A 23,859-nucleotide genomic window follows, 5' to 3' on the forward strand; every position below is an offset into this window, starting at 1 on the left:
GGTAGAGACAGGTGCGGCAGTTCCGCTCAGGGAACTGCCGCGATCCGTAGGGGTTCTACTGCTCCTCGAAGTACTTGTTGTAGATCTCGTCGTAGGTGCCGCTGTCCCTCAGGCCGGTGAGCTCGCCATTGACTGCCTGCACCAGTGCCTCGCTGCCTTCCTTGGGGAATGCAAAGCCGTACTGTTCGTCGGTCTGGTACTCCTCAACGATGGTGAAGGTGCCGTCTTCCGTGTGGATCAGGTTGACGGGCAGGTCCTGAAGGATGGCCTGGATGTTGCCGGCCTGCAGCGCGGAGTACAGCTCGGCGTCGCTCGGGAAGGCGACCACTTCGGTGTCTTCGGGAACGTTCTCCCGGGTGTATGCCTCGCCCGTGGTGCCCTGCTGGACGCCAACGGACAGACCGGCAAGATCCTCAATCGCTGCAACATCGGAGTCCACGGGGACAAGCAGGGACTGCAGGGAGTCATAGTAGGGCTCGGAGAAGGTGAGGTTTTCTTCGCGGTCCGGAGTAATGGTCATGGCGCTTGCGCCAACATCGCATTGACCCGCTGCAAGCACGGCGCCACTTTGGAGGCCATCGAAGCCGACGTCCTGCACAGCGAATTCAAGGTCCAGGCCCGTGGCGATCTCCCGCATCAGGTCCATATCGAAACCGGTGTACTCACCGTCGACCTCGTACTCGAACGGCTCATACGGTGTATCCGAGCAGACAGTCAGGGTGCCTTCCGAAACCAGGCCCAGCCCGCTCTCCCCGCCTTCTTCGCCGGATTCAGTGCCGCCGCCGCAGGCGGTCAGGGCAAGGGCGCCGACGGCCACAAGGGCAAGCGACTTCGAGATCTTTGAAAACATGGATTACCTCAACTCAGGACGGATGTAAAGAATCTTCATCTAGATTCTAACGGGAATAGAGATGTGCATCACAGGCTACAGGAATTGCCTATTAGTAACCAAGTGACGCGGGTTACGTTTGCGTTTCGATGGCTAAAGCCTCAGCCCAAGTGCCTCGATCATGGGCCGGAATTTGCTCCAGGACTCGGCGAGTTCCGCGGCAGGGTTTGACCCCTCGACAATCCCGCAGCCGGCGTACATCCGCACGCGGGTGGGCGATTCCACGACGGCTCCCCGGAGCGCAATACCCCATTCGCCGTTACCCGCAGCGTCCACCCAGCCCACCGGCCCGGCATACGGCCCGCGCTCCAGATGCTCGAGTTCCCGGATCAGCTCGCCGGCAACCGAGGTGGGAGTGCCGCACACGGCGGCAGTCGGGTGCAGCGCTTCAACCAACGCCAACGACGTCGGCACTCGGCCGTCGCTATCCACGGCCAGTTCAGCGCTCACATCGGAGGCGAGATGCCACACGTTGGGCAGTTCCAGTACAAACGGCTCGCTGTGCGAGGTCATGCTCGATGTGAAGGGCTCCAACTGGTGTGTCAGCGAATCAATGGCGATCTCGTGTTCGTGCTGCTGCTTCTCCGAGCCGGCCAGCACACGTTGTGCGTAATTTTCGTCGCCAACTGGAGCATTGGAGCGGTCCAGCGTCCCGGCCAGGACGCGGGCACGCGCTGTCTGGTCCTCGACCTTGATCAGCATCTCGGGCGTGGACCCGATCAGCCCGTCCACCGAGTACGTCCAGCAGTCCGCGTACCGCACGGCCAGTTCGCGAAGCACCTGCGCCGTGGCGATCGGGGATCCCAGCTCGGCAACCACATCCCGCGCCAACACCAGCTTGCTCAGCTCGCCCGCACGGATATGCGCCACGCCGCGGCTGACCGCCGTCATCCACTGTTCTTCGGTGAGAATCCCGGACGCCAGACGGTCTCCGTGGGAGGGCCCGCGTTCCGGTGCCACCTCGTCGAGGTATTCGGCGAGTGCCGCTTCGGCGGCGTCGGCACTCAGGTCGGTGTCGTCGTCGTCCGTAATGTAGGTCAGCCAGCTGTGGCCGTCCTTACAGCCCACCACAATCCGCGGAACGATCAGCCGCGACTGATGGAGCGACGTTTTGGAGAAGGCAAACGAACCGAAGGCCACCAGGCCGGTTCCGGACTGCGGGAGGGGATTGACGACGTCGGACCCGGCCAGGAGCGCCCGCCACCACACCTGTGCCTGTGCAAACCGGGAGGGTCCGTGGGTGGTGAAACGTGCGGCCTCCCCGAATGCCACCAGTCCGTCGCCGCGCCGGACCCACGTGTGGGTGTCGTTGCGGATCACGTAGTCAAGGAGGCCGGTGCTGCTGTCCAGTTCGCCCCGCGGGATGGTGATGCTGCGAAGGGCCGGCGTATGTTCACGCGGCGGCGCCACCGTGGCAGGGGACGGATTGCTCATGATGCACAAGCCTACTCCGGCGCGGGAGCAGGTCCGGCGGGCGGTGGCTTCAAGGGATTCGCAGCCGCTTCGATTGTTTGGGACATGTTTGAGACAATGGACAGGTGAACCGTGCATCGCTCGATAAACGTCCTGACGAAGTGGCTGCCATGTTTGACGACGTGGCGCCGAAGTACGATGTGGTGAATGACGTCCTGTCCATGGGGCAGAGCCATCGCTGGCGGCGGATCGTGGTGGAGGCCGTTGGTGCCAGGGCGGGTGACCGCGTACTGGATCTTGCGGCCGGCACGGGAACCTCGAGCGAGCCGTACGCGGATGCCGGCGTGAACGTAGTCGCGTGTGATTTCTCTCTCGGGATGCTGCGCGTTGGGAAGCGCCGCCGCCCCGATATTGATTTCATCGCCGGGGACGCCACCAACCTGCCCTTCGCCGATAACTCGTTTGACGCCAGCACCATTTCCTTTGGCCTCCGCAACGTCCACCGCCCAAAGAGGGCGCTTGAGGAGATGCTGCGCGTTACCAAGCCGGGCGGCAGACTGGTCATCGCCGAGTTCTCGCAACCCACCATTCCGCTCTGGCGCACCATGTACACCGAATACCTGATGCGCGCCCTGCCCGCCATCGCTACCAAGGTCAGCTCCAACCCTGACGCCTACGTCTACTTGGCGGAATCCATCCGCGCCTGGCCCAACCAGGACGAGCTTGGCGCTTGGATCACAGACAGCGGTTGGGGTGAGGTTGCGTACCGTAATCTCAATGGCGGAATCGTCGCGGTGCACCGCGCTACCAAGCCGGTTGCGGCGATCACCACGCCGGCCGCCGGCTCACAGTCGAGGCTGCGGCGCCGCAGCACACGGGCTGCCAACTAGGTGTCGGTCCTGATAGTCGGTGCGGGCCCGGCAGGGGCGACCGCCGCCTACTACCTCGCAGCCGCCGGCATCGAAACCACTGTCATAGAGAAGTCCTTCTTTCCGCGGGAGAAGGTGTGCGGCGACGGCTTCACCCCCCGCGCCGTGCGCGAAATCCAGCTGCTGGGGCTTCCACACGGTGAGGACCTTGGCTGGCGCCGAAACGTGGGCCTGCGCTTGATTGCCGGTGGCCGCACTGTTGAAGTGCCGTGGCCGGTCCTGACCGAGTTCCCCTCCTATGGACTCGTCCGCACGCGGTTGGGTTTCGATCAGCAGCTCGCACAGCATGCCCGCTCCGCCGGTGCGCAAATCCTTGAAGGCCACTCGGTGACCACCGCGGTGAGGGACAAGGTCGGCCGTGTGACCGGCGTCGTCGTCAATATCCTTGACAGCAATGGGCGGAAGACAGGCGAAACAAAGACGTTCCACGCCGATGTGGTGCTTGCCGCCGACGGCAATTCAACGCGCACGGCAGTCAGCATTGGCCTCGCCAAGCGCGACGACCGGCCGCTGGGCGTGGCCGTACGGACCTACTTCACCAGTCCCCGCCATGAGGATCCGTGGATGGAGGGATGGCTTGAGCTCCCGGACGCGTCCGGGCGGCCGCTGCCCGGCTACGGCTGGGTGTTTGGCGTGGGGGATGGGACCTCGAATGTGGGCCTGGGAATCTTGAACTCGTCTGCCTCGTTCGGCAAGCTCGATTACAAGCAGGTGCTGCGGGACTGGACCGCTGGAATGCCGGCCGATTGGAACTTCAGCCCCGATTATCAGGTGGGCGAGATCCGTGGTGCGGCGCTGCCCATGGGGTTCAACCGGACGCCGCACTACAGCCCGGGACTGCTGTTGCTGGGCGACGCGGGCGGCATGGTGTCACCGTTCAACGGTGAGGGAATCTCCTACGCGATGGAGTCGGCGCGTTACGCGGTCGAGTTCATTGTGCGGTCGCAGGCGGTTTCCTCGGCGTTGGGCCGCGATCATGTGCTGTCCGGGTACGGGCCGTATGTCCAGGGACAGTGGGGGAGCCATTTCACTCTGGGCCGCATCTTCGCCCAACTGATTGGGAAGCCCGCGATATTGCGGCTGGCGCTCCGCACCGGGATGCCCATCCCGGTCCTGATGAGGTTCGTTGTGCGGGTGCTCGCAAATCTCACGGACCAGGGCGGCAAGGGCTTCGAAGACAGGGTCATCCGGGTACTGGAGTCACTGGTCCCGGCCACCGGAAATGAAGCCGCCACAGCATCCCGCGGGTTTTCCGCGCGGTCAACCGGTTAGCTGCTGGACTCGCAGCCGTTCCCCAGTCGGTAGGCTTAGGACCATGACGGAATCCCCCAACCCCGCCTGGACCAGCGCAGGGCACCCACGGCCAAGCGGCGTTGAACTGGACACGGCAACCGGTGTGATCGCCACCGGGCTTACCCTCCCGGCGGGATTTGCACTCGTTGCAGATGACCCGGACCTGGGCCCGGCGGTCTCCACCTGCCTCGCCAAAGTGGAAAAACAGCTGCGGGAAGCAATAGCCCACTCGGATCCGTTGGCGGATGCCACCAGCCGCCACCTCGTCGAGGCAGGCGGCAAACGCATCCGTCCGCTGCTGACCATTCTTGCGGCCCACCTCGGCAGTGCTGCCAAGCCGGAAGTGGTGGTGGCCGCCGTCGTCGTCGAACTCACCCACCTCGCCACTCTCTATCACGACGACGTCATGGACTCCGCGCCCTACCGGCGCGGCGCGCCCACCGCCCATGAGGTATGGGGCAATTCGGTGGCCATCCTCACTGGCGACCTGATCTTCGCGCGCGCGTCCATCCTGGTCTCCGAGCTTGGCAGCCGTGCACTCGGAATTCAGGCGCGCACCTTCGAGCGGCTGTGCCTCGGACAGCTCCATGAAACAGTGGGCCCCCGCGAGGGCGAGGATCCCGTCTCCCATTACTTATCGGTGATCGCGGACAAGACCGGGTCACTGGTTGCCGCATCGGGTCAGCTGGGTGCGATCTTCGCCGACGCACCGGCGTCGGCCGTGGATGTCATGGTTTCCTACGGCGAGAAGGTGGGCGTCGCGTTCCAGCTTGCGGACGACGTCATTGACGTCACCGGGCTGAAAGCGAAATCCGGCAAGGCTCCGGGAACCGATCTCAGGGAGGGGGTGCCCACCCTGCCCGTGCTGTTGTTACGAGAGGCTGCCGCGGCCGGTGACAAGTCGGCTGTATCCGTGCTGGAACTGGTGGACGGCGATCTGACTTCCGATGCCGCGTTGGCCGAGGCCGTTGCCGCACTGCGCTCGCATCCGGTGACGCAGGAGGCCTGGGCCGTGGCACGCCAGTGGGCAGACGACGCCGTTGCCTCGCTTGCGCCGTTGCCGGACAGCGTGGTGAAGCAGGCCCTGGCCAGCTTTGCGCAGGCAGTGGTGACGCGGGACGTCTAGGGTCCGGCCCGGCCGACGACGACCCAACGCGGACCTAATCCTGCACTTTCTGCCGATGTCAGTTTCTGCCACCCGCGTGTTTGCGCGGTTCCGGAAACGCGACACGCAGTTTGAGGCCTAGAAAGTGCAGGACTGGGTTCGGCTGCTGCTGCGGTGACAGTAAATGGTCACAGGACAGCCCGCAGCTCAGCAGCCTTCTGCGCCCGCATTTCAGGGTCCACAATTGGCCGCTTCGGTGTGAAGTAGAAACCGTCCTTATGCCAGCGGGGAAGGACGTGCTGATGGTAGTGCCAGACGTGCTGGCTGCCCGCGGGTTCGTTGTGCTGGCGGGTTGAGACGCCGTCCGGTTGCCAGGCCTTCTTGACGGCCACCGCCATATCGCGGGTGACAATCATGATGCGGGACGCTACGTCGTCGGGCAGGTCATACAACAGCTCAAAGTGGGCCCGCGGCGTCACCAGTACGTGGCCGGGATGCGGCTCGAAGCCGTGGGATGCGATGAAGGCGAGCACCAGGTCGTCCCTGTACACCACGTCGGTTGGGCGGCAAAGATTGGACTCAAAGCGGAACTCTCCGGATGCCAGGTCGCAGAACGGGCACTCGTAGCCGTCCGGGGCGTGGGTTGTCCACAGGCTCACCGTGACTCACCCCGAATCCCGGGACTTTGAGGGAAAATCGGGTGTATGGACAAAGATCTGCCCACAGAGCTTGAAGACGCCGGACGTGAAACAGGGTGGTGGGTGATGCGGGCAGCCTCGCTGGTACACGCCGTTGTGGTGGCATCAATCATGGTTTGGCTCGTCACGGCCTTGTCGGCCAGCGCCGGCGAACAAGCAGTTGCGGTATTTGCGGAAGGCCTTTTGCTGGCACCGTACTTGTTGGTGCTCTCCGGGATGGGATTGCTCTTCGGCGCTATGACTAATGCTCCGCCGCGGCAGATGTGGAGTGTTGCAGCACTGACCATTAACTCGATCCTGTCGCTGGTTCTGTTGCTCCCGGGCATATTCGGCGGGATGATCGTCTTCTCCACCATGGGCTCTGACCTGTCACAGAGGTAGCGGGAGCCTCAGGTGGACTCGTCGTCCTCAAACACCCACTCGAACATGTCCAGCACGTACTCGCTGAACGTGCCCTCCTCGCTCTTCCAGGAACCACGGTTGTTGTTCCGCCGCCAGATGATGGGGTCCGGGACTTCCAGCTGATCAACCCGGATTCCCCAAGCATACTTTTCCTCGGCATCTTCAAGGAACAATAGGTGGCCGTCCTCGATCTCCAGCTCGTCGGGATCCCAGAAGTAGTGGAAGGCCTCCATAAGGTCCTCGCAGGCGCCGACGGCCAGGTAGAAGTCCCGCAAAGCCAGGGGCAGCTCGAAGATCTGATCCTCCATGAGATCTTCGAGCTCGGAGGACGACAGCCCGTCTTCCTCCTCCCACTCCTCGTCGAAGTACGTGGGAACGAGGGCGCGGAACTTATCCAGGAAGAGCTCGGTCACTTATGACTCCAAGTGTGGGATGGGGGATTGCTCCAAGTCTATAGGGGTCACGGGGCCTCGCGCCGCCTGCGGCCCGCGGAAGCGAGCGGTGCGTGCCATCCATGGCGCCAGGCGAGGACGCGCAGCGCGAAGACGACGACAGCGACGACAATGCCGGTCACCACGTTGAACCATTCGGCCCACACCAGTAGCGCGGTCAGTACCGCTCCGAGAAAGGCCGGGATGGCGTAGATGTCACGGGGATCGAACAGCTGTGGAATTTCGTTTGCGACGACGTCACGCAGCAGTCCGCCACCCACAGCTGTGGTCACGCCCAGCAACACCGCCGCCACCGGATTCAGTCCAAAATCCATCGCCTTCAGTGTGCCCACGATGCAGAAAAGTGCCAGGCCGCCCGCGTCGAAGAGGACCAGCAGTTTGCTCACTTTCTCCACTCCGGAGAACAGGAAATACACCAGAATCGTGGCCAGCGCGGGCGGAATAAGGTACGCCGGGTTGGAGAACGCCGCGGGTTGTGTGTCAATGATCAGGTCGCGGACAACGCCCCCGCCCAACGAGGCGAGCGAGGCGAGGAGCAAGGATCCCACCAAATCGAAGCCCTTTCGTGCCGCCAGCAGGGAGCCGGACATGGCGAAGAAGAACACACCGAACAGGTCGAGTATCAGGGGAGCGTTCATGGGGTCCTTGCGTTACGGGGCTCAACTGTAAATAGTCTCAGGCAGGTGCTTCAATGGCCAACATGACTCAGCCAATCCTCATCGCCTGTTCCCACGGAACCAGCAGCCCCGCAGGGCAGGCCGCAGTGAACCGGCTGCGGGAGGAAATGTCGGAGCTTCGGCCTGAGCTTGATATCCGCGAAGCCTACGTTGATGTACAGGGCCCCGAACTGCCGGACGTGGTGGCTGCGCTTCCCGAGGGGCGCGCCGTCGTCGTTCCCTTGTTGCTTTCGGTGGGGTATCACGTGAAGGTGGACATCGCGCAGGCGGTGGCCAGCCGTCCGCACACCGTGGCGGCCGCGCCGCTGGGACCGGATCCACGGCTCGCCGCACTGTTGCAGCAGCGGCTTGCGCAGGCAGGGGTGAAAGAGGACAACGGCGTGGTGTTGGCCGCCGCCGGCTCGTCGGACGCCTGCGCTGCCGAAGATGTCAATGAACTAGTAGCGCAACTCGGAGTATTGCGCCGCGGCCGTATTGCCGCTGGATTTGGCGCCAGCGCCAAGCCATCGGTACCCGAGGCGGTAGCGGACCTGATGGGCGACGGCTCAGCCCCGCCCGCGATTGCGTCCTACCTTCTGGCTCCAGGTTTCTTCCACGACCAGCTGGCCAAGGCGGGCGCCGAGGTCGTCAGCGCACCGCTGCTGCCCGCCACCGTGCTGGCGGAGTTGGCGCTGGAGCGATACGACGACGCGGTTGCACACCTTGGCGCGCTGCCGCCGAGCGGTGACTGCGGACGCCCGTGCCGGGCGTTAGTGAAGGTGTGCGTCCGGGCGTAATGCGGTCCGAACGCCCCGCGGCGTTTGGATATCGCGGCTTGTCAAGGAAATGACGCATATGTGACGCCGGGTTTCGCCACGTGAACGGGTGTTGCCGGACCTTTGAAGCGCCCCTCTGACCAGACCTACTGTTTTTATATGACGAGTTCAGTAGCAGCCGCTAAGAAGCCCGCCCGGCCGGCTTCCAAGCCCCACGGACAGTGGAAAGTGGACGGCACAACGCCCCTGAACGCCAATGAAACCTGGAAACAGGAGGACAACGGCCTCAACGTGCGAGAACGGATCGAGCAGATCTACTCCAAACACGGCTTTGACTCGATTGACGGTACCGATCTTCACGGGCGCTTCCGCTGGTGGGGTCTCTACACCCAGCGGAAACCAGGGATCGACGGCGGCAAGACAGCCACGCTGGAACCCCACGAACTTGAAGACAAGTACTTCATGTTGCGCGTGCGCATCGACGGCGGTGCCCTCACCACCGAGCAATTGCGCGTCATCGGCCAGATCTCCGTCGACTTCGCCCGCGACTCGGCCGACCTCACGGACCGCCAGAACATCCAGCTGCACTGGATCCGGGTCGAGGACATGCCGGAAATCTGGCGCCGCCTTGAATCGGTAGGTCTCTCCACCACGGAAGCCTGCGGCGACGTTCCCCGCGTCATCCTCGGCTCCCCGGTGGCCGGCATCGCCAAGGACGAGATTATCGATCCGACGCCGCTGATCCATGAACTCGCCGAACGCTTCATCGGCGATCCGGAACTGGCCAACCTGCCGCGCAAATTCAAGACCGCCATCACCGGCCACCCCAGCCAGGATGTGGTCCACGAAATCAACGACGTTGCTTTGGTTGGCCTGGTCCATCCGGAGCTCGGGATCGGCTACGACCTCTGGGTGGGCGGCGCGCTCTCCACCAACCCCATGCTGGGCAAACGGCTCGGCGCCTTCGTCCGCCCGGATCAGGCCGCCGACGTCTGGCTCGGTGTCACCAGCATCTTCCGCGACTACGGCTACCGGCGCATGCGCACCAAGGCCCGCTTGAAGTTCCTGCTCGCCGACTGGGGGACAGCGAAGTTCCGTCAGGTCCTCGAGGACGAATACCTCGGCTACAAGCTCGACGACGGCCCGGCGGCACCCAAGCCCTCCTCGCCGGGCGATCACATCGGCGTGCACGAACAGAAGGACGGCAAGTTCTTCATCGGCGCCACCCCGCTGGCTGGCCGGCTCTCCGGCGGCCAGCTTGTGAGGCTCGCGTCCACCCTGGAAGCCCACGGCTCGCAGCGGCTGCGCACCACGCCGCACCAGAAAATCGTCGTCCTCGACGTGCCCAAGGACCAGGTGGAGCGGCTCGTCACCGAGCTTGACGCCCTCGGTCTCTCCGCCCGGCCGTCCGTGTTCCGCCGTGGCACGATCGCCTGCACTGGCATCGAGTACTGCAAGCTCGCCATCGTCGAAACCAAAGTTACCGCCGCAACAGCAGTCGCCGAGCTGGAACGCCGCCTCGCCGACCTGGTGGAAAGCAAGCAGCTGCCCGAGGCGCTGTCGCTGCACATCAACGGCTGCCCCAATTCCTGTGCCCGCATCCAAACCGCGGACATCGGACTCAAAGGCATGATGCTGCCAACGCCCGACGGCGACCCGACCCCAGGCTTCCAGGTTCACCTGGGCGGCGGGCTGGCGTCCGTTGAACGCGAGGAAGCCGGCCTCGGCCGGACCGTCCGCGGACTCAAGGTCACCGCGGAAAACCTCCCTGAATACGTGGAGAGGGTGGTCCGGCAGTACGCCGCAGACCGCACCGTAGACGAGACATTCGCCCAATGGGCGCACCGGGCCGAAGAAGGAGTGCTGCAATGAGTGTTGCACTACGAACGGAAGCCGATCTCAAAGCCCTCGCCGCCCACGGGGCCGAGGAGCTCGGATGGGATACGCCTGCCGAAGAGGTCATCGCGTGGGTGGCCCGGAATTTCGACGTCTCGCAGGCCGCCGTAGCCTGCTCTATGGCCGACGCCGTGCTCCCGCACCTCGTCTCCCAACAGTTTTCCGGCGTAGACGTGCTCTTCCTGGAAACCGGCTACCACTTCACCGAAACGCACGTCACGCGCAATGAAGTTGCCGAACAGCTGGACATCAACATTGTTGACGTGATGCCGGAGCTGACCGTTGCGGAACAGGCTGCCGAGTTTGGCAAGGACCTGTTCGGACGGGACCCGGCCCAGTGCTGCGCAATGCGCAAGATGGACCCGCTGAAGAAGGCACTCTCCGGCTACCAGGTCTGGTTCACAGGTGTACGCCGCGACGAGGCACCCACCCGGACCAACACGCCCCTGATCACCTGGGACCATGTTCACAACCTGGTCAAGATCAGCCCGCTTGCGGCCTGGACCTTTGACGACCTTCTCGACTATGCGGGAGAGCACCAGGTCCCCGTCAACATGCTGCTCTCCAACGGCTACCCCTCGATCGGCTGCCAGCCATGCACCCGTCCAGTAGCCCCAGGAGAAGACCCCCGAGCCGGCCGCTGGGCCGGACTCGCCAAGACAGAGTGCGGAATCCACCAATGAGCAATTCAACAAACACCTTCGAGACGTTAGATACACGACTCGGCGGCGGAGCCGTGCCTTCGGAAGGCGCGCATCGCGGAGCCGAGGAACGAGGCGACGTGTCTAAGCGCCGTGAAGGCTCGGTGCAGCCGCCTAACAACGTAACCGCTGACGGGCTCGATCCCGATGCCACTCCCTGGGCGGCATCGGATACGGCTTCGCAGAAGGCTCGCCTTGGTGGCACCGCACACCGCCTTGGCTCGCTTGATGCACTTGAATCGGAGGCGATCCACATCATCCGCGAAGTTGTCGCTGAGTTTGAGCGGCCCGCTCTGTTGTTCTCGGGTGGCAAGGATTCCGTGGTGATGCTGCACCTGGCCACCAAGGCGTTTTGGCCCGGCAGGGTTCCTTTCCCGGTGCTCCATGTTGATACTGGCCATAATTTTCCCGAGGTCATTGAGTTCCGCGACCGGACGGTTGCACGGCTGGGACTGCGGCTCGTTGTGGGTTCCGTGCAGGAGTATATTGACCGCGGCGAACTGAGCGAACGCGCGGACGGCACCCGCAACCCCCTGCAGACTGTGCCATTGCTGGAGAGCATCAACAGCAACAGGTTCGACGCCGTCTTTGGCGGCGGACGCCGCGACGAGGACAAGGCACGCGCCAAGGAACGCATCCTCAGCCTCCGCGATGAGTTTGGCCAGTGGGACCCCCGCAACCAGCGCCCCGAACTGTGGAACCTCTACAACGGCCGCCATACAGTCGGCCAGCACGTGCGCGCATTCCCCATCTCGAACTGGACCGAGCTGGACGTCTGGCGCTACATCGAACGCGAGAACATTGACCTCCCGGGCCTCTACTACGCCCACGAACGCCAGGTCTTCAGCCGTGACGGCATGTGGCGCGCGGTGGGAGATGTGTCGTTGCCCACGGTCAAGGAAACCGTCGAGACACGGACCGTCCGCTACCGCACCGTAGGGGACATGTCCTGCACCGGCGCCGTCGAATCCGACGCAGCCACCGTGGCTGCCGTCGTCCGCGAAGTAGCCCTCAGCACCCTCACCGAACGCGGCGCCACCCGTGCGGATGACCGCATTTCGGAAGCCGCCATGGAAGACCGCAAGAAAGACGGGTACTTCTAATGACTACGCAAGCAACCGTAGAAACCAAGCTCGACCACGCCACACTCTTCAGGTTCGCCACGGCCGGATCGGTCGACGACGGCAAATCCACCCTGGTGGGCCGCCTGCTCCACGACAGCAAGTCGGTGCTCGCCGACCAGCTCGATGCCGTTGCCCGAACCTCCGCCGAGCGCGGCTTCGGCGGCGAACAGGCCGACGGCACCCAGAAGCTCGACCTTGCACTCCTCACCGACGGCCTCCGCGCCGAACGGGAGCAGGGAATCACCATCGACGTGGCCTACCGTTACTTCGCGACGGCCAACCGATCCTTCATTCTGGCTGATACGCCGGGACACGTGCAGTACACCAAGAACACGGTGACCGGCGCGTCCACCGCGGACGCCGTCGTCGTGCTCATTGACGCCCGCAAGGGTGTGCTGGAACAGACGCGCAGACACCTGGCCGTAGCCCGGCTGCTGCGCGTTCCCCACATTGTGGTTGCGGTGAACAAAATCGATCTGGTCGATTTCAGCGAGGACGTTTTCCGCGACGTCGAAGCACAGCTCCAGCAGGCGGCACGTGAACTGAAGCTCGATGACCTTGCCGTGATTCCGGTGTCAGCGCTCGATGGCGATAACGTGGTGGACCGCTCCCCGCGCACCCCCTGGTACAACGGGCCCTCACTTTTGGAAACCCTGGAAGTGCTGCCCGCGCTCGCCGACCTCGAAACCGACATTGAGGCCTTCCGCTTCCCGGTTCAGAGCGTCATCCGGCCGCAGGGAGCGGTTGCGCCCGGCCTGGACGCCGGGCAGTACCGCGATTACCGCGGGTATGCCGGTCAGGTTGCCTCCGGCTCCATCCGCGTGGGCGACGCCGTGAGCGTGTTGCCGTCTGGTCGTGAAACCACCGTCACCGGCATCGACTTGGCTGGAGACGAACTTGAGGAGGCTTTTGCTCCCCAGTCGGTGGTGATCCGGCTTGCAGCGGACATCGACATCGCGAGGGGAGACCTCCTCGCGGAAGCGGGGACCCACAACCAGTCCAGCCAGGACCTCTACGCCGCCCTCTGTTGGCTCTCACCGAAGCCGCTCCGGGAAGGCGCCAAAGTTCTCATCAAGCACGGCAGCAAGACCGTTCAGGGCCTGGTCCGCCAGGTCATCAACAAACTGGACCTGGCAGCGTTTGCCGATCAGCCGGCGTCGGGCCTTGAGCTCAATGACATCGGTACCGTCCACATTCGACTCGCAGCCCCGCTGCCCGTGGACAACTACGTGAACTTCCGCCGCACCGGAGCTTTCCTGGTCATTGATCACTCCGACGGCAATACCCTGGCCGCCGGCCTGGTCGAATCCGACCACTTGGAACTGGCAGCCCGCGAGGACGAACGCTATGACATCTAGAAACCGATCATGAGCCCGGCTCCAACGGTCGAGTTCGCCGGCCTCACCAAGAGTTACGGCAACAGCCCAGTGCTGTCGGGGATGGATCTCTCCATTGCGGAGGGTGAATTTGTTTGCCTACTGGGCGGCTCAGGCTCAGGAAAATCAACGCTCTTGAACATCGTTGCAGGCCTCGACCACGCCGATTCCGGCAGCCTCAGTGCTCCACCGGCGGCCGTTATGTTTCAAGAATCCGCGCTGCTGCCATGGCTGACCGCTGCCGGAAATATTGGGCTCGCCCTGAAACTCACCGGAATGCCACGCGCGCAGCGTGCGGTGAGAACACAGGAACTGCTGAAGATGGTCAGGCTCGACCGCGCTGGTCACCGCCTGGTTCACCAGCTGTCCGGGGGTATGAAACAGCGGGTGGCGTTGGCTCGTGCGCTGGCACAGAACCGTAGCCTGCTGCTGATGGATGAACCCTTCAGTGCTCTCGATTCGATCACGCGGGATTTTCTGCACGATGAGCTTGAGGCGATCTGGCGAGCTACCGGACGCACCATCATCCTTGTAACTCACAACGTCCGCGAAGCCATCCGGTTGGGGCAACGCGTCGTGCTGCTGTCATCATCCGGAGGAACCATCGCCGGTGAATGGACCGTCGGTGATCTGCAGCGACGGGACGCGTTGGCCGCGGCCGCGCTGGCAGAGGAGATCCGGGCCGTATTGCACCGGGAGGTGCACGGCCTTGCCGAAGTTGGCTGAAGCCACATCCGGATCCAACCGGCTTTCCCTCAGGGGTTCGCTGCGGGGGCTCCGCTCGCGCTCCATCGTCGCACCAGCAATCACACTGGTGGTTGTGTTCCTGCTGTGGGCATTCTCCGCTGCTGCCACAGGCAACGCCGGCCCGGTCGAATTGTTTGCGTCTTTGTCACGTCTCTGGGCATCCGGTGAGATTGCTCAGAGTGTGGCAACCAGCCTTGGCCGCGGGATCCCGGGCTTCCTCCTGGCGGTGCTGGTCGGAACCGTCCTGGCGCTCGCGCTCACCCGCTCATTGTGGCTGCGCGCCGCCGTTGCTCCTTTCATGACCTGCCTGTTGACCCTTCCCACCGTTGCCTGGGTGCCACTTGCAATTTTGTTTTTCGGGGTTACGGACACGACGGTGTATTTTGTGGTCCTCACCGGCGCTGTACCCGCAATAGTAAATGGGCTGTTGGCGGGCGTGGACCAGATCCAGCCTCTCCACCGTAGGGTGGGGACGGTGCTTGGCGCCGGTTGGTTTGACATGGCAACACACATCGTCCTGCCGGCTGCCCTTCCCAGCTATGTGTCCGGTCTCCGACAGGGATGGGCATTTTCCTGGCGCGCTTTGATGGCTGCGGAGATCATCTCCGGAGGCCAGGATCTGGGACTCGGCCTCGGCACGTTGCTCCAGCGCGGACGTGAACTGGACGATGTTGGCGGTGTTCTGGCTGCCATACTGCTCATTCTGCTGGTGGGCGTTGTGATTGAGGTTTTGGTTTTTGGCCCGTTCGAACGCCGTTTGCTGCGCCGTCGCGGCCTACTCACGGGAGGAACCCGATGACGTATCCCCTTGGGCTGCAGCTCCGCGACCGCCGCGTTGTGGTGGTTGGCGGCGGGCCGGTTGCCGCGCGCCGCATTCCGGCACTGCTCGACGACGGCGCCCTCGTCACCGTTGTTGCCCCCTTTGCCTGCGAGGACATTGTGGACCTCTCCGCCGCCGGCCGGCTGGAGTGGCTGCAGCGCGAGTATGTTCGGTCCGACATCGACGGCTCGTGGCTGGTGCTCAGCCACTCCGGTTCGCCCGCTGTGGAGGATCAGGTCGCCGCCGACGCCGATGCCGCCCGCATCTGGTGCGTCAAGGGCGGCGACCATTCCGCCTCGCGGGCCTGGGTTCCCGCCGTCGCATCCGTGGACGGCGTGAGCGTGGCGGTCAATACCGACGGCGACCCCAAGCGCGCAATGGCCTTGCGCGACGGCGTTGCGGCGGCCTTGGAGGCGGGCGACCTACCGTTGCGGAGACACCGTTCAGCAGGTACCGGATCCGTCGCGCTGGTGGGCGGAGGCCCGGCCGACGCCGGCTTGATCACGGCCCGCGGCCGCCGCCTGCTGGCCATGGCGGACGTCGTTGTCGCAGACAGGCTCGGCCCACGCTCGGTGCTCTCCGAGCTTGGCCAGGATGTGCAGGTGATCGAGGTGGGTAAGCTGCCCGGACATCATCCGGTTCCGCAGGATGAAATCAACAGGATCCTGGTGGAGCAGGCGCTGCTGGGCAATCAGGTGGTCCGCCTCAAGGGCGGCGACCCGTATGTGCTGGGCCGCGGCGGCGAAGAGGAGAGTTACTGCCGCGATCACGGCGTCCCGGTGGAGGTGGTCCCGGGGGTGACTTCGGCCATCTCCGTGCCGGCTGCCGCAGGAATACCCGTGACCCACCGCGGCGTGGCCAAGGGTTTCAGCGTGATCACCGGACACGAGGACATCACGCAGCAGATCGGCCTCATCCCTGCGGGCAGCGACCACACTCTGATTCTGTTGATGGGAGTGTCACTGCTGGGGACGTCAGCCGAATCCTTGGTCTCCGGCGGACGGAGGCCGTCCACCGCCGTCGCCATCATCGAGAACGGGTGGATGCCATCCCAACGGGTGACCATAGGCACCCTCGATACCATCGCCCAGCTCGCCCGGGAACGCGGCGTGAAATCGCCGGCCGTGATTGTGGTGGGCGACGTCGTCGAACTTTCACCGCACTACCCAACGCATTAGGAGCACAGCCGTGTCAGAACCCATTACCTTCCCCCATGCGCGGGCACTGCGCGTTGCCGTCATCGGCTCAGGGCCCGCGGGCGTGTACGCCGCGGACATCCTGACCAAGTCCGAGGCGGTGAAATCTGGCCAGCTCGCCGTGAGCATTGACCTCTTTGACCGCTACCCGGCGCCCTACGGGCTGATCCGTTACGGTGTTGCCCCCGATCATCCGCGCATCAAGGGCATTGTCACTGCGCTGCATAAGGTCCTGGACCGTGGCGATATCCGGTTCTTCGGCAACGTGGAGTACGGCGTGGACCTCACACTGGAGGTCCTGCGGGAACACTACGACGCCGTCATCTTCGCTACCGGCGCCATCAAGGACGCCGATCTGAACATTCCCGGCATTGAACTGGAAGGCTCGTTTGGCGGCGCCGACTTTGTCTCCTGGTATGACGGACACCCCGATGTGCCCCGCGGGTGGACGTTCGACGCGCAAGAGGTTGCGGTGATCGGCAACGGCAACGTCGCACTGGATGTGGCCCGCGTTCTCTCCAAGCACGCCGATGACCTGCTGGTCACCGAAATCCCTGACAATGTGTACCAGGGTCTTCGGGCATCCCCGGTCACGGATGTCCACGTGTTTGGCCGTCGCGGTCCGGCGCAGGTGAAGTTCACCCCGCTGGAACTGCGCGAACTGTCCCACTCACGCGACGTCGATATTGTGCTTTACCCCGAAGATTTCGAGTTCGACGCCGAGTCCGAAAACCAGATCGCCACCAATAACCAGACCAAGACCATGGTCAAAACGCTCACCAACTGGGTGGCCGACGACGACGGCCCCGAATCCAGGACGGCATCACGACGCCTGCACCTGCACTTCCTGCACAACCCGGTGAAGGTCATCGGCGAGGACGGACGGGTCGCTGGAATCACGTTCGAGCGGACGCAGCTGGACGGAACCGGCAACGCTGTGGGAACCGGCGAATTCATCGACTACCCCGTCCAGGCCGTCTACCGCGCAGTGGGCTACTTCGGTTCGGCGCTGCCGGAGGTCGAGTTCGATCACCGCCGCGGCGTGATCCCCAACGACGGCGGCCGCGTCCTGGATGCAGCCGGAACGCATGTTTCCGGCGTCTATGCCACCGGCTGGATCAAGCGGGGACCGGTGGGCCTGATCGGCCACACCAAGGGCGATGCGCTGGAGACGGTCACGTACCTGCTGGCCGACTTGGTGAGCCTGCCCGCGGCCGCCGCGCCCGCGGAGTCCGCCGTCGTCGACCTCCTGGAAACCCGCGGTGTCCAGTACACAACGTGGGAAGGATGGCTGACGCTCGATACGCACGAACTCGCGCTGGGTGAGGCAGCAACCGCGGTTGACGGCGTGGTGCGGGAGCGCATCAAGGTGGTTTCCCGTGAGGAAATGGTGGCAGTCTCCCGTAGGCTTTCGGAATCGGCGGACGCTGTCAGCTAGCTGTCCTGGTTGGTGCTTACCGAGTCCTTGATCAAGATCCAAACATTGCTGTCGCCCCGGCGCTCCACCGTTACGGTGGAGACCAGAGCCTGAATCAGCGCTAAACCCCGGCCCGATTCGGCATCCGTGCCGGGCAACGCTGGGGAACTGATTGTCCCGTGAGGTCTGGCGTTGTATTCCGAAATCTTTGCCCGCAGGCGAAGTTCGGTGACAGTTAGCTTCACGCCGATCTCAAGTGACGCGCCGCGTTCCGGTTTGGCATGTTGAATGACGTTTGTGACTGCTTCGATCACCGCGGTTGCAAACGTCATCTGGTCCAATTGGGGCACAAAACCCACGTCCGCCCACAGCCCGTCAAGCAGCTGATGAACGTCGTCGATCGTATGTGGGTGAGCTGGCGACCGTAGATCGCGCCGCGCAATGTAGTCAGTCATTGCCGAATGCCTCTTCAACGGTGGGGTGCGGGGCAAGCACGCGATGCATGCTGGTGAGTTCGAGCACCATCTTCACCTGCGGCTGGACGCAGGCGATGCGGAGGTCGCCACCTGCCTGCCGGGCCACCTTGAGGCAGCCGATGAGAGCGCCCAGGCCGGAAGAGTCCATAAAAATGATCTCGCCGAGGTTCAGGACGATTCGCGTGCGCCCGTCGCCTACGGCTTGCGCCACCACTTCGCGGAGCAGGGGAGCAGTGACCATATTCAACCTGCCCTTTCCGCTGACCTCCGTGTAGCGTTCCCTCTGCTCAATGCTGAACTGCACTGTTATTCCTCTCAGTCCTACTAAATCCGCCGTATCGCACGGCCTTGACCAGCACGCTCAGTATCACCAGATCGAAGATCACCCAAGCCACATTGACGAGAGTACCAACAGGTTCATTCAGTCCCACGGCAAGTCTTCCGATACCGATGAGGACGGCGGCCAGGAGCAGCACCATGACCACCAGCTGCGGGCGGATCAGGTTCCACTGCGGCCCGCCTTCCCCACGGACTTTTGGCGTGACAGCGAATCCGAGCGGTCTGTTGAACCACACATTCCCCGCTGCCGTGGTGCACGCCTTAATCCAGGTGGGAAACAGTGCGAGGCTGTATTGCTGGCCGCGCCACGTTGGAATCCCGCGACCAGCCACAGCAAAAAGCAACTGGTTGATGATCATGAAAGGGATGAATCTGATAAAGAAATCCGTGCTGAGGCTATTGACCGGCAGTATGCCCAGAATCAGGTAAATAATAGGTGCGGCAAAATAGACAACAGCGGCGAACCCGCTGAGATAACTCCACATTGTCGCAAAATACATGAGCCGTTGCCCGATTTTCATTCCGGATTGCACCAGGGGATTCTCGCGCAGAAACACCTGCATGGTTCCTTGCGCCCACCGAAGTCTTTGTGTCAGCATCGTTTTCAGGTCTTCGGGTGCCAGGCCCAATGCAAGCACCTCGTGGTGGTACACGCTGCGCCATCCCATCGAATGCATGCGCATGGAGGTGGCCATATCCTCGGTGACCGAAATCGTAGCCAGCGGCATGATCGGTTGTGCTTCGCTGGTCCGCTCCACAGAGATGGCGTCGAGGACGGCCTGAACCGACTCCAGGGCGCCAAGGGGAGACCAGTCCCGATTGGACATCACATCGATTGCGCGATCGATCTCCGGTGGCAGACCGAACTCCTCTCCAGCCGCCAGATCCATCGCCGCGATCTCTGCGAGGTCTGCATCCAATGAGGAGAAATCCGCCTGCACCAGTGTCTGCACTGCTGCGTTGACCTTTCGACGAACGGTATAGGTGACCTCGCTCAAGGGCTGCTGGGCCCGGATGTCCCGGCTGGCCTGTTCCGTTGCGGCCTCTATCTCGTCAAGGAGGCCGGAAACAAGTGGAGCGGAGGCTTCATTGGATGCGCGTGCCCGCCGGATTGCGGTTTTGGAGGCCTTGAGTGCCCGTCTCACGCTCTGTTCAACGTCTCTTACGTAGCCCACGAGGCCCAGCTGCATCAATGCTTCACGACGCAACACTGCATTTGAACCGCAGAAGAACGCGGCGTTCCAACCGTCCTTTCCCTGCTGGATGGGCCCGTAGAACAAAGGTGCCTGGCTCCCCAGCGGATCATCGGCCGGCACATTCGTAAAGTACTGGGGTGTCTGAACCAGCGATACCCGGCTGTCGTTGAAGTATCCGAGCGTCTTGTCCAGAATGTCACGAGCTGGAATCTGGTCCGCATCGAGGATGAGCAGGAATTCGCCCTCGGTCACCATCAATGCATTATTCAGGTTGCCGGCCTTTGCATGCCGCGGGCGATCCACCCATTCCGCGCTCCGGGTCAGGTACCCCAGACCGTGTGTTTCGGCGAGGATCCGAAGTTCAGGGCGGCTGCCGTCGTCAAGAATCCAGGTTGTATGCGGATATCGGATGCGTTTCGCTGCGAGGGCTGTTGCCATGACTAAGTCCGTTGGCTCGTCATAGGTCGTGACAAAAACGTCGACGGTTGCTCCGGACATCGGCTCCGGCTGCCCGCGGTGTTTCAGCCGCCACACAGTCAGCCCAAACAGCGTCACGTCGATGAGGCTGTAGGTTTCTGCAACGATCAGGGGAACGGCAATCCACCAGGCATCCCAGTTGAGCGATTCGATCCAGCGCCACGCAATGTAGTTGACACCAAGAATCACCGTGAGAACCACCAGCAGGCGGGTAAGGAACCGGGTCATGCTGAAAGTGGTTCCCGGCGGTTCCTGCTGATCAGGACAACGGTAACGTCATCGGACACAGCCGCGCCGTTTGTCATGGAGGCGACCGCGTCACACGCGGCCCGGGTGGACGCGCTGTCCTCAATCACCGTTGCAACAGCCTCCGAGAACTCGTCGACATCGTCGAAAATATCCAGCAGACCATCGCTGACGACTGCAAGCGTGTCCCCTGGTTCGAGCGAGACGTTTGCTGTCGCCCAACTCTGACCCGGCCACGCGCCAATGGGCGGTCCGCAGGACGGCAACCTGACGTTGTTCCCGTTGGCCTTTATGTGCAGGGCAAGTCCGTGGCCGGCATCGATGTACTTCAGTGTGCCGTCGTCGGCATGGAGCCGCGCATGGAAGGCGGTGACAAAGGATCCTGACTGTTCAAGATCGGATTCCAGTGCCCGGCTTGCAGCGGCGAAGGCGGTGTCGAGGTTTGGCTCAGCCGAGGCAGAGCGCATGACCGCGCGGACAGTCGCTGCGATAAGCGCGGCGCCCATCCCCTTCCCCATGGCGTCCGCAACGGTGAGGTGAAGACCGTGCGGAGCCGCGTACCAGTCATAAAAATCTCCTCCTACGGCCCGTGACGGTTGAAACCTGCCCGCCATTTCATAGCCTGGCAGACCCAGGGTTTGTCCCGGAAGCAGACTTTTCTGGACCATTGACGCGCGGTCGAGTTCATCGCGCGAGGCGGCGTCACTGTCCGTTTGTGACTTCTGGCGCCGGAAAAGCGAGTTAATCCGGGCAACCAACTCCCGCGGACTGAATGGTTTGCTGAGGTAGTCATCAGCACCGGTTTCCAGTCCCGTAAGACGCTGGATTTCCTCGGTCCTTGCCGTAATCATCAGGACATACGCGTCCGACACGAGCCGGATTTCCCGGCACACGTCAATTCCGTCGCCGTCGGGCAGATTGAGATCCAGCGTGATCAGGTCGACGCCTTGGCGGACGGCTTCCATTCCTTGCTTGGCGGTGCCCGCCTCGAGAACCTCGAAACCCTCCATGGTGAGAATTTGGACCAACAATCCGCGGATATCTTCATCATCTTCAAGAACCAATGCGCGCCGCGGAGTCTGATTATCCATGCACCCATTAAAGGCAGATAAATGATGCCATGTCTGCCAGTGGCTCAAAACGACTATATTCCCACCAATCCGTCGGTATTCGATAGTGTGGGAAGGCGTTTATAACCGCCGCACTAGCAGGAGCAAACTCCGCCATGGATAAAGCGCTGTCCTATTTGACTTTCAACACCCGGCAGTTTCACGAGATGTCCCTGCGGCTGCGGGTGGTTCTGAGTCAGCTGCCCATGTCGATCACCGTGGCCGTGTTGGCCATCGGCAGCGCTTCGCTGCACAGCGGAGTCTTCAGCAACGAACTGTTTCGCCTCGGGCTGATCATCAGCGCCGTGATCCTTGCCCTCTGCATTCTTATCCCATGGGATCGGCTGCCCTATGGGCTCTTCCTGCTCATCCCAATCCTGAATTTCGTTCCGGTGGGCATGCTCCGCAGGGGAGCTGACACTGAGATTCTGGGCGTAGGTCTGCTAGCGGTGTTTCCAGTGGTGTGGGTCTGTGCTTCGGGCCTTTACCCACGCCTGGCCCTGGCGGTCAGCTTCCTCGGTCCTCTGGCCATGATCTGGGTTCCGATCTTCATCTGGGAGCCTTCCATTTCCGTCACGATGCTGACGCAGTCCATCCTGCTCCCGATCATTCTCTTCGGGATTGCCGTCACCATTCGCGTCATGACCGCTAGCATGATGGACCAGCAGCGTTCGATGAGCGAGAAGGATCTGGCGCTGCAGAAGCTGCTGCGCCAGAGCGCGCAGAGGGAACGACTGCTGGATACAACGGTGAACACCGTGGATGTTGGTCTACTGGCCGTTGATTCGGAAGGTCATGACATCCTGTTCAACCGGCGCCAGCGCGAGATTCACCGCTTGGCTCTGCCCGAGGGCGAGACGGACGCAGCGGAAAAGGACCTTCTGATTTTTGAGGCTGACGGCACTACCAGCATGCCTCCGGACAGGAGACCAGCCCACCGCGCAGTGCAGGGTGAGGACTATTCCGACTACCTGGTTCGACTCGGCAGCCCGCCGGACCAACGTGTGCTGTCAACATCCTCCCGAATCATGCGCGATGACGAGGGAAATCCCGAAGGCGCCGTCGTTGCCTTTAATGACGTGACCGAGCTGGTAATGGCGCTGAACGCCAAGGAGGAGTTTGTGGCGATGGTCTCCCACGAACTCCGGACACCGCTCACGGCAATTGTGGGCTACTTGGAAGTGCTGTCCAACTCGAAGGATGTCACGCCCGCCTTCCACTCCGGACTGAAAATTATTTCGCGCAATACCGATCGCCTGCGCAGCCTCGTGGATGATCTCCTGACCACTGCGTCGGGCACCTCGGACGTGAAGCCGGTGCGCACGGACTTCCATGAGGTGGTGCGGGAAGCCATTTCGTCCATGACAGGCCGGAGACACCACCCCGGTGTGCGGATAACCAACGAGGTGCCGGAGGGGACGCCGGCAACCTGTGATCCTGCGCGCCTCGGTCAGGTGTTGGACAACCTGCTGTCCAATGCCGCGAAGTACTCACCGTTCGGCGGAATGGTACGGGTGCGCGCGCGAAGAAAAGGAGCCTCAATGGTTTGCGAGGTGGCTGATGAAGGAATGGGCATGACCGAAAAGGACAGCGCCGAGGTCTTCTCAAAGTTCTTTAGGTCATCTGCTGCCCGCAGCGCCGCGATCCCCGGAGTGGGACTTGGACTTGCCATCGTGCGGTCGATCATTGAGGAGCACGGGGGTACGATCACCTGTCGCAGTGTCCTCGGGAAGGGCTCCACGTTTACTTTTGAACTTCCAGACGATGGTGGTCCATTGCGTGGTGCTCGCCCGCGTCCGGCGGAGTCATCTGCTGAAGCCCGGTGACGGACCACCGGTAGGCTGCTGAACAGTCGAGAGTTTCCTCCAACCAGAATTGGAGCTTTCGTTTTGTCGACCACTTCCAACAGACAGCCCGCGACTCCTCCACGCGGCTGGAACAGCTGGGATTCCTATGGCACAGCCGTGACGGAGGCCGAGGTGCTGGCCAACGCCGAATTTATGGCTGCAAACCTGCTGCAATGTGGCTGGGACACCGTGGTGGTGGACATCCAGTGGTACGAGCCAAACGCTTGGGCGGGCGGTTACAACAAGAACGCCGACGTTGTGCTGGACAAATACGGCAGG

Annotated in this window: 23 protein-coding genes and 1 pseudogene; 15 read left to right on the plus strand and 9 right to left on the minus strand. The window is 62.8% G+C overall.

The window, feature by feature from the left end; genetic code table 11:
• Window positions 1–55: 55 nt before the first annotated feature.
• Window positions 56–850: an ABC transporter substrate-binding protein gene (locus Y708_RS0108215; protein ID WP_028279553.1), complete on the minus strand. Its 795-nt coding sequence runs from the start codon at window positions 848–850 to the stop codon at window positions 56–58.
• A gap of 132 nt (window positions 851–982) precedes the next feature.
• The gene (locus tag Y708_RS0108220) at window positions 983–2,323 is read right to left on the minus strand and encodes an isochorismate synthase (RefSeq protein ID WP_051478828.1); all 1,341 of its coding nucleotides are present in this window, start codon (window positions 2,321–2,323) and stop codon (window positions 983–985) included.
• A 104-nt stretch (window positions 2,324–2,427) separates the two neighbouring features.
• Here Y708_RS0108220 and Y708_RS0108225 point away from each other — a divergent pair, with 104 nt between their 5' ends.
• The 3 genes from Y708_RS0108225 to Y708_RS0108235 are packed head-to-tail and all read left to right on the plus strand — an operon-like array spanning window position 2,428 to window position 5,650.
• On the plus strand, window positions 2,428–3,192 hold the full coding sequence (locus Y708_RS0108225; protein ID WP_028279555.1) for a demethylmenaquinone methyltransferase: 765 nt from the start codon (window positions 2,428–2,430) through the stop codon (window positions 3,190–3,192).
• Window positions 3,193–4,503 (plus strand): geranylgeranyl reductase family protein, encoded by a 1,311-nt coding sequence (locus Y708_RS0108230; RefSeq protein ID WP_028279556.1) that lies wholly within the window; start codon window positions 3,193–3,195, stop codon window positions 4,501–4,503.
• 43 nt (window positions 4,504–4,546) lie between these two features.
• Window positions 4,547–5,650 carry a polyprenyl synthetase family protein gene (locus Y708_RS0108235; protein ID WP_028279557.1) on the plus strand — a complete coding sequence of 368 codons (1,104 nt, stop codon included), beginning with the start codon at window positions 4,547–4,549 and terminating at the stop codon, window positions 5,648–5,650.
• A 167-nt stretch (window positions 5,651–5,817) separates the two neighbouring features.
• Here Y708_RS0108235 and Y708_RS0108240 read toward each other — a convergent pair whose 3' ends face one another.
• Entirely contained in the window at window positions 5,818–6,288 is a 471-nt protein-coding gene (locus Y708_RS0108240) for an HIT family protein (RefSeq protein WP_028279558.1), read from the minus strand.
• Between the two features lie 45 nt (window positions 6,289–6,333).
• Between Y708_RS0108240 and Y708_RS0108245 the strand changes: the two genes are divergently transcribed.
• Window positions 6,334–6,708 carry a hypothetical protein gene (locus tag Y708_RS0108245; protein WP_028279559.1) on the plus strand — a complete coding sequence of 125 codons (375 nt, stop codon included), beginning with the start codon at window positions 6,334–6,336 and terminating at the stop codon, window positions 6,706–6,708.
• Window positions 6,709–6,716: 8 nt separating this feature from the next.
• On the opposite strand, the gene Y708_RS0108250 is transcribed toward Y708_RS0108245, so the two are convergent.
• Both Y708_RS0108250 and Y708_RS0108255 read right to left on the minus strand, forming a co-directional pair.
• A complete protein-coding gene (locus Y708_RS0108250; protein ID WP_028279560.1) occupies window positions 6,717–7,142 on the minus strand; it encodes a hypothetical protein in 426 nt (141 codons plus the stop codon).
• Window positions 7,143–7,189: 47 nt separating this feature from the next.
• Window positions 7,190–7,819, minus strand: coding sequence for a trimeric intracellular cation channel family protein (locus Y708_RS0108255; protein ID WP_028279561.1), 630 nt, complete (start codon window positions 7,817–7,819; stop codon window positions 7,190–7,192).
• A 62-nt stretch (window positions 7,820–7,881) separates the two neighbouring features.
• Here Y708_RS0108255 and Y708_RS23835 point away from each other — a divergent pair, with 62 nt between their 5' ends.
• From Y708_RS23835 to Y708_RS0108300, 9 genes are all read left to right on the plus strand, one after another.
• Complete coding sequence (locus Y708_RS23835; RefSeq protein WP_081746627.1) at window positions 7,882–8,634, plus strand: sirohydrochlorin chelatase; 753 nt, start codon at window positions 7,882–7,884, stop codon at window positions 8,632–8,634.
• A 138-nt stretch (window positions 8,635–8,772) separates the two neighbouring features.
• Entirely contained in the window at window positions 8,773–10,485 is a 1,713-nt protein-coding gene (locus Y708_RS0108265) for a nitrite/sulfite reductase (protein ID WP_028279562.1), read from the plus strand.
• Window positions 10,482–11,192, plus strand: a complete 711-nt coding sequence (locus Y708_RS0108270; RefSeq protein WP_028279563.1) for a phosphoadenylyl-sulfate reductase — start codon at window positions 10,482–10,484, stop codon at window positions 11,190–11,192. The genes Y708_RS0108265 and Y708_RS0108270 overlap by 4 nt, the downstream gene beginning before the upstream one ends.
• The gene (cysD, locus tag Y708_RS0108275) at window positions 11,189–12,313 is read left to right on the plus strand and encodes a sulfate adenylyltransferase subunit CysD (protein ID WP_253905744.1); all 1,125 of its coding nucleotides are present in this window, start codon (window positions 11,189–11,191) and stop codon (window positions 12,311–12,313) included. Before Y708_RS0108270 ends, cysD begins: the two co-directional genes overlap by 4 nt.
• Window positions 12,313–13,692 carry a sulfate adenylyltransferase subunit 1 gene (locus tag Y708_RS0108280; RefSeq protein ID WP_028279565.1) on the plus strand — a complete coding sequence of 460 codons (1,380 nt, stop codon included), beginning with the start codon at window positions 12,313–12,315 and terminating at the stop codon, window positions 13,690–13,692. The genes cysD and Y708_RS0108280 overlap by 1 nt, the downstream gene beginning before the upstream one ends.
• A 9-nt stretch (window positions 13,693–13,701) precedes the next feature.
• Complete coding sequence (locus tag Y708_RS0108285; protein WP_028279566.1) at window positions 13,702–14,436, plus strand: ABC transporter ATP-binding protein; 735 nt, start codon at window positions 13,702–13,704, stop codon at window positions 14,434–14,436.
• Window positions 14,420–15,256, plus strand: coding sequence for an ABC transporter permease (locus Y708_RS23840; protein WP_051478830.1), 837 nt, complete (start codon window positions 14,420–14,422; stop codon window positions 15,254–15,256). The genes Y708_RS0108285 and Y708_RS23840 overlap by 17 nt, the downstream gene beginning before the upstream one ends.
• The gene (gene cobA, locus Y708_RS23845; protein WP_035775789.1) at window positions 15,253–16,455 is read left to right on the plus strand and encodes a uroporphyrinogen-III C-methyltransferase; all 1,203 of its coding nucleotides are present in this window, start codon (window positions 15,253–15,255) and stop codon (window positions 16,453–16,455) included. The genes Y708_RS23840 and cobA overlap by 4 nt, the downstream gene beginning before the upstream one ends.
• Before the next feature lie 10 nt (window positions 16,456–16,465).
• Window positions 16,466–17,911, plus strand: a complete 1,446-nt coding sequence (locus Y708_RS0108300; protein ID WP_028279567.1) for an FAD-dependent oxidoreductase — start codon at window positions 16,466–16,468, stop codon at window positions 17,909–17,911.
• Here Y708_RS0108300 and Y708_RS0108305 read toward each other — a convergent pair.
• Genes Y708_RS0108305 through Y708_RS0108320 form a run of 4 tightly spaced genes read right to left on the minus strand, consistent with a single transcriptional unit; the run spans window position 17,908 to window position 21,715 of the window.
• Window positions 17,908–18,345, minus strand: coding sequence for an ATP-binding protein (locus tag Y708_RS0108305; protein WP_028279568.1), 438 nt, complete (start codon window positions 18,343–18,345; stop codon window positions 17,908–17,910). The genes Y708_RS0108300 and Y708_RS0108305 overlap by 4 nt on opposite strands.
• The gene (locus Y708_RS0108310) at window positions 18,338–18,670 is read right to left on the minus strand and encodes an STAS domain-containing protein (RefSeq protein WP_028279569.1); all 333 of its coding nucleotides are present in this window, start codon (window positions 18,668–18,670) and stop codon (window positions 18,338–18,340) included. The genes Y708_RS0108305 and Y708_RS0108310 overlap by 8 nt, the downstream gene beginning before the upstream one ends.
• Window positions 18,654–20,606 (minus strand): glycosyltransferase family 2 protein, encoded by a 1,953-nt coding sequence (locus tag Y708_RS0108315; RefSeq protein WP_028279570.1) that lies wholly within the window; start codon window positions 20,604–20,606, stop codon window positions 18,654–18,656. The genes Y708_RS0108310 and Y708_RS0108315 overlap by 17 nt, the downstream gene beginning before the upstream one ends.
• Window positions 20,603–21,715 carry a PP2C family protein-serine/threonine phosphatase gene (locus Y708_RS0108320; protein ID WP_028279571.1) on the minus strand — a complete coding sequence of 371 codons (1,113 nt, stop codon included), beginning with the start codon at window positions 21,713–21,715 and terminating at the stop codon, window positions 20,603–20,605. Before Y708_RS0108320 ends, Y708_RS0108315 begins: the two co-directional genes overlap by 4 nt.
• A 134-nt stretch (window positions 21,716–21,849) precedes the next feature.
• Between Y708_RS0108320 and Y708_RS23850 the strand changes: the two genes are divergently transcribed.
• Window positions 21,850–23,559: an ATP-binding protein gene (locus tag Y708_RS23850; RefSeq protein ID WP_081746603.1), complete on the plus strand. Its 1,710-nt coding sequence runs from the start codon at window positions 21,850–21,852 to the stop codon at window positions 23,557–23,559.
• A gap of 63 nt (window positions 23,560–23,622) precedes the next feature.
• Window positions 23,623–23,859 (plus strand): annotated as a pseudogene (locus Y708_RS30960) (alpha-galactosidase); the annotation flags it as partial.

Origin of the sequence: Arthrobacter sp. H5 (assembly GCF_000520595.1) — a bacterium.
Lineage (GTDB): Bacteria > Actinomycetota > Actinomycetes > Actinomycetales > Micrococcaceae > Arthrobacter_D.

Bases quoted from the DNA above. Each gene is read 5' to 3' on its own strand.
- Y708_RS0108215 (WP_028279553.1), bottom strand. From the start codon at position 850: ATGTTTTCAAAGATCTCGAAGTCGCTTGCCCTTGTGGCCGTCGGCGCC.
- Y708_RS0108220 (WP_051478828.1), bottom strand. From the start codon at position 2,323: ATGAGCAATCCGTCCCCTGCCACGGTGGCGCCGCCGCGTGAACATACG.
- Y708_RS0108235 (WP_028279557.1), top strand. From the start codon at position 4,547: ATGACGGAATCCCCCAACCCCGCCTGGACCAGCGCAGGGCACCCACGG.
- Y708_RS0108245 (WP_028279559.1), top strand. From the start codon at position 6,334: ATGGACAAAGATCTGCCCACAGAGCTTGAAGACGCCGGACGTGAAACA.
- Y708_RS0108255 (WP_028279561.1), bottom strand. From the start codon at position 7,819: ATGAACGCTCCCCTGATACTCGACCTGTTCGGTGTGTTCTTCTTCGCC.
- Y708_RS23835 (WP_081746627.1), top strand. From the start codon at position 7,882: ATGACTCAGCCAATCCTCATCGCCTGTTCCCACGGAACCAGCAGCCCC.
- Y708_RS0108265 (WP_028279562.1), top strand. From the start codon at position 8,773: ATGACGAGTTCAGTAGCAGCCGCTAAGAAGCCCGCCCGGCCGGCTTCC.
- Y708_RS0108270 (WP_028279563.1), top strand. From the start codon at position 10,482: ATGAGTGTTGCACTACGAACGGAAGCCGATCTCAAAGCCCTCGCCGCC.
- cysD (WP_253905744.1), top strand. From the start codon at position 11,189: ATGAGCAATTCAACAAACACCTTCGAGACGTTAGATACACGACTCGGC.
- Y708_RS0108280 (WP_028279565.1), top strand. From the start codon at position 12,313: ATGACTACGCAAGCAACCGTAGAAACCAAGCTCGACCACGCCACACTC.
- Y708_RS0108285 (WP_028279566.1), top strand. From the start codon at position 13,702: ATGAGCCCGGCTCCAACGGTCGAGTTCGCCGGCCTCACCAAGAGTTAC.
- cobA (WP_035775789.1), top strand. From the start codon at position 15,253: ATGACGTATCCCCTTGGGCTGCAGCTCCGCGACCGCCGCGTTGTGGTG.
- Y708_RS0108305 (WP_028279568.1), bottom strand. From the start codon at position 18,345: ATGACTGACTACATTGCGCGGCGCGATCTACGGTCGCCAGCTCACCCA.
- Y708_RS0108315 (WP_028279570.1), bottom strand. From the start codon at position 20,606: ATGACCCGGTTCCTTACCCGCCTGCTGGTGGTTCTCACGGTGATTCTT.
- Y708_RS0108320 (WP_028279571.1), bottom strand. From the start codon at position 21,715: ATGGATAATCAGACTCCGCGGCGCGCATTGGTTCTTGAAGATGATGAA.
- Y708_RS23850 (WP_081746603.1), top strand. From the start codon at position 21,850: ATGGATAAAGCGCTGTCCTATTTGACTTTCAACACCCGGCAGTTTCAC.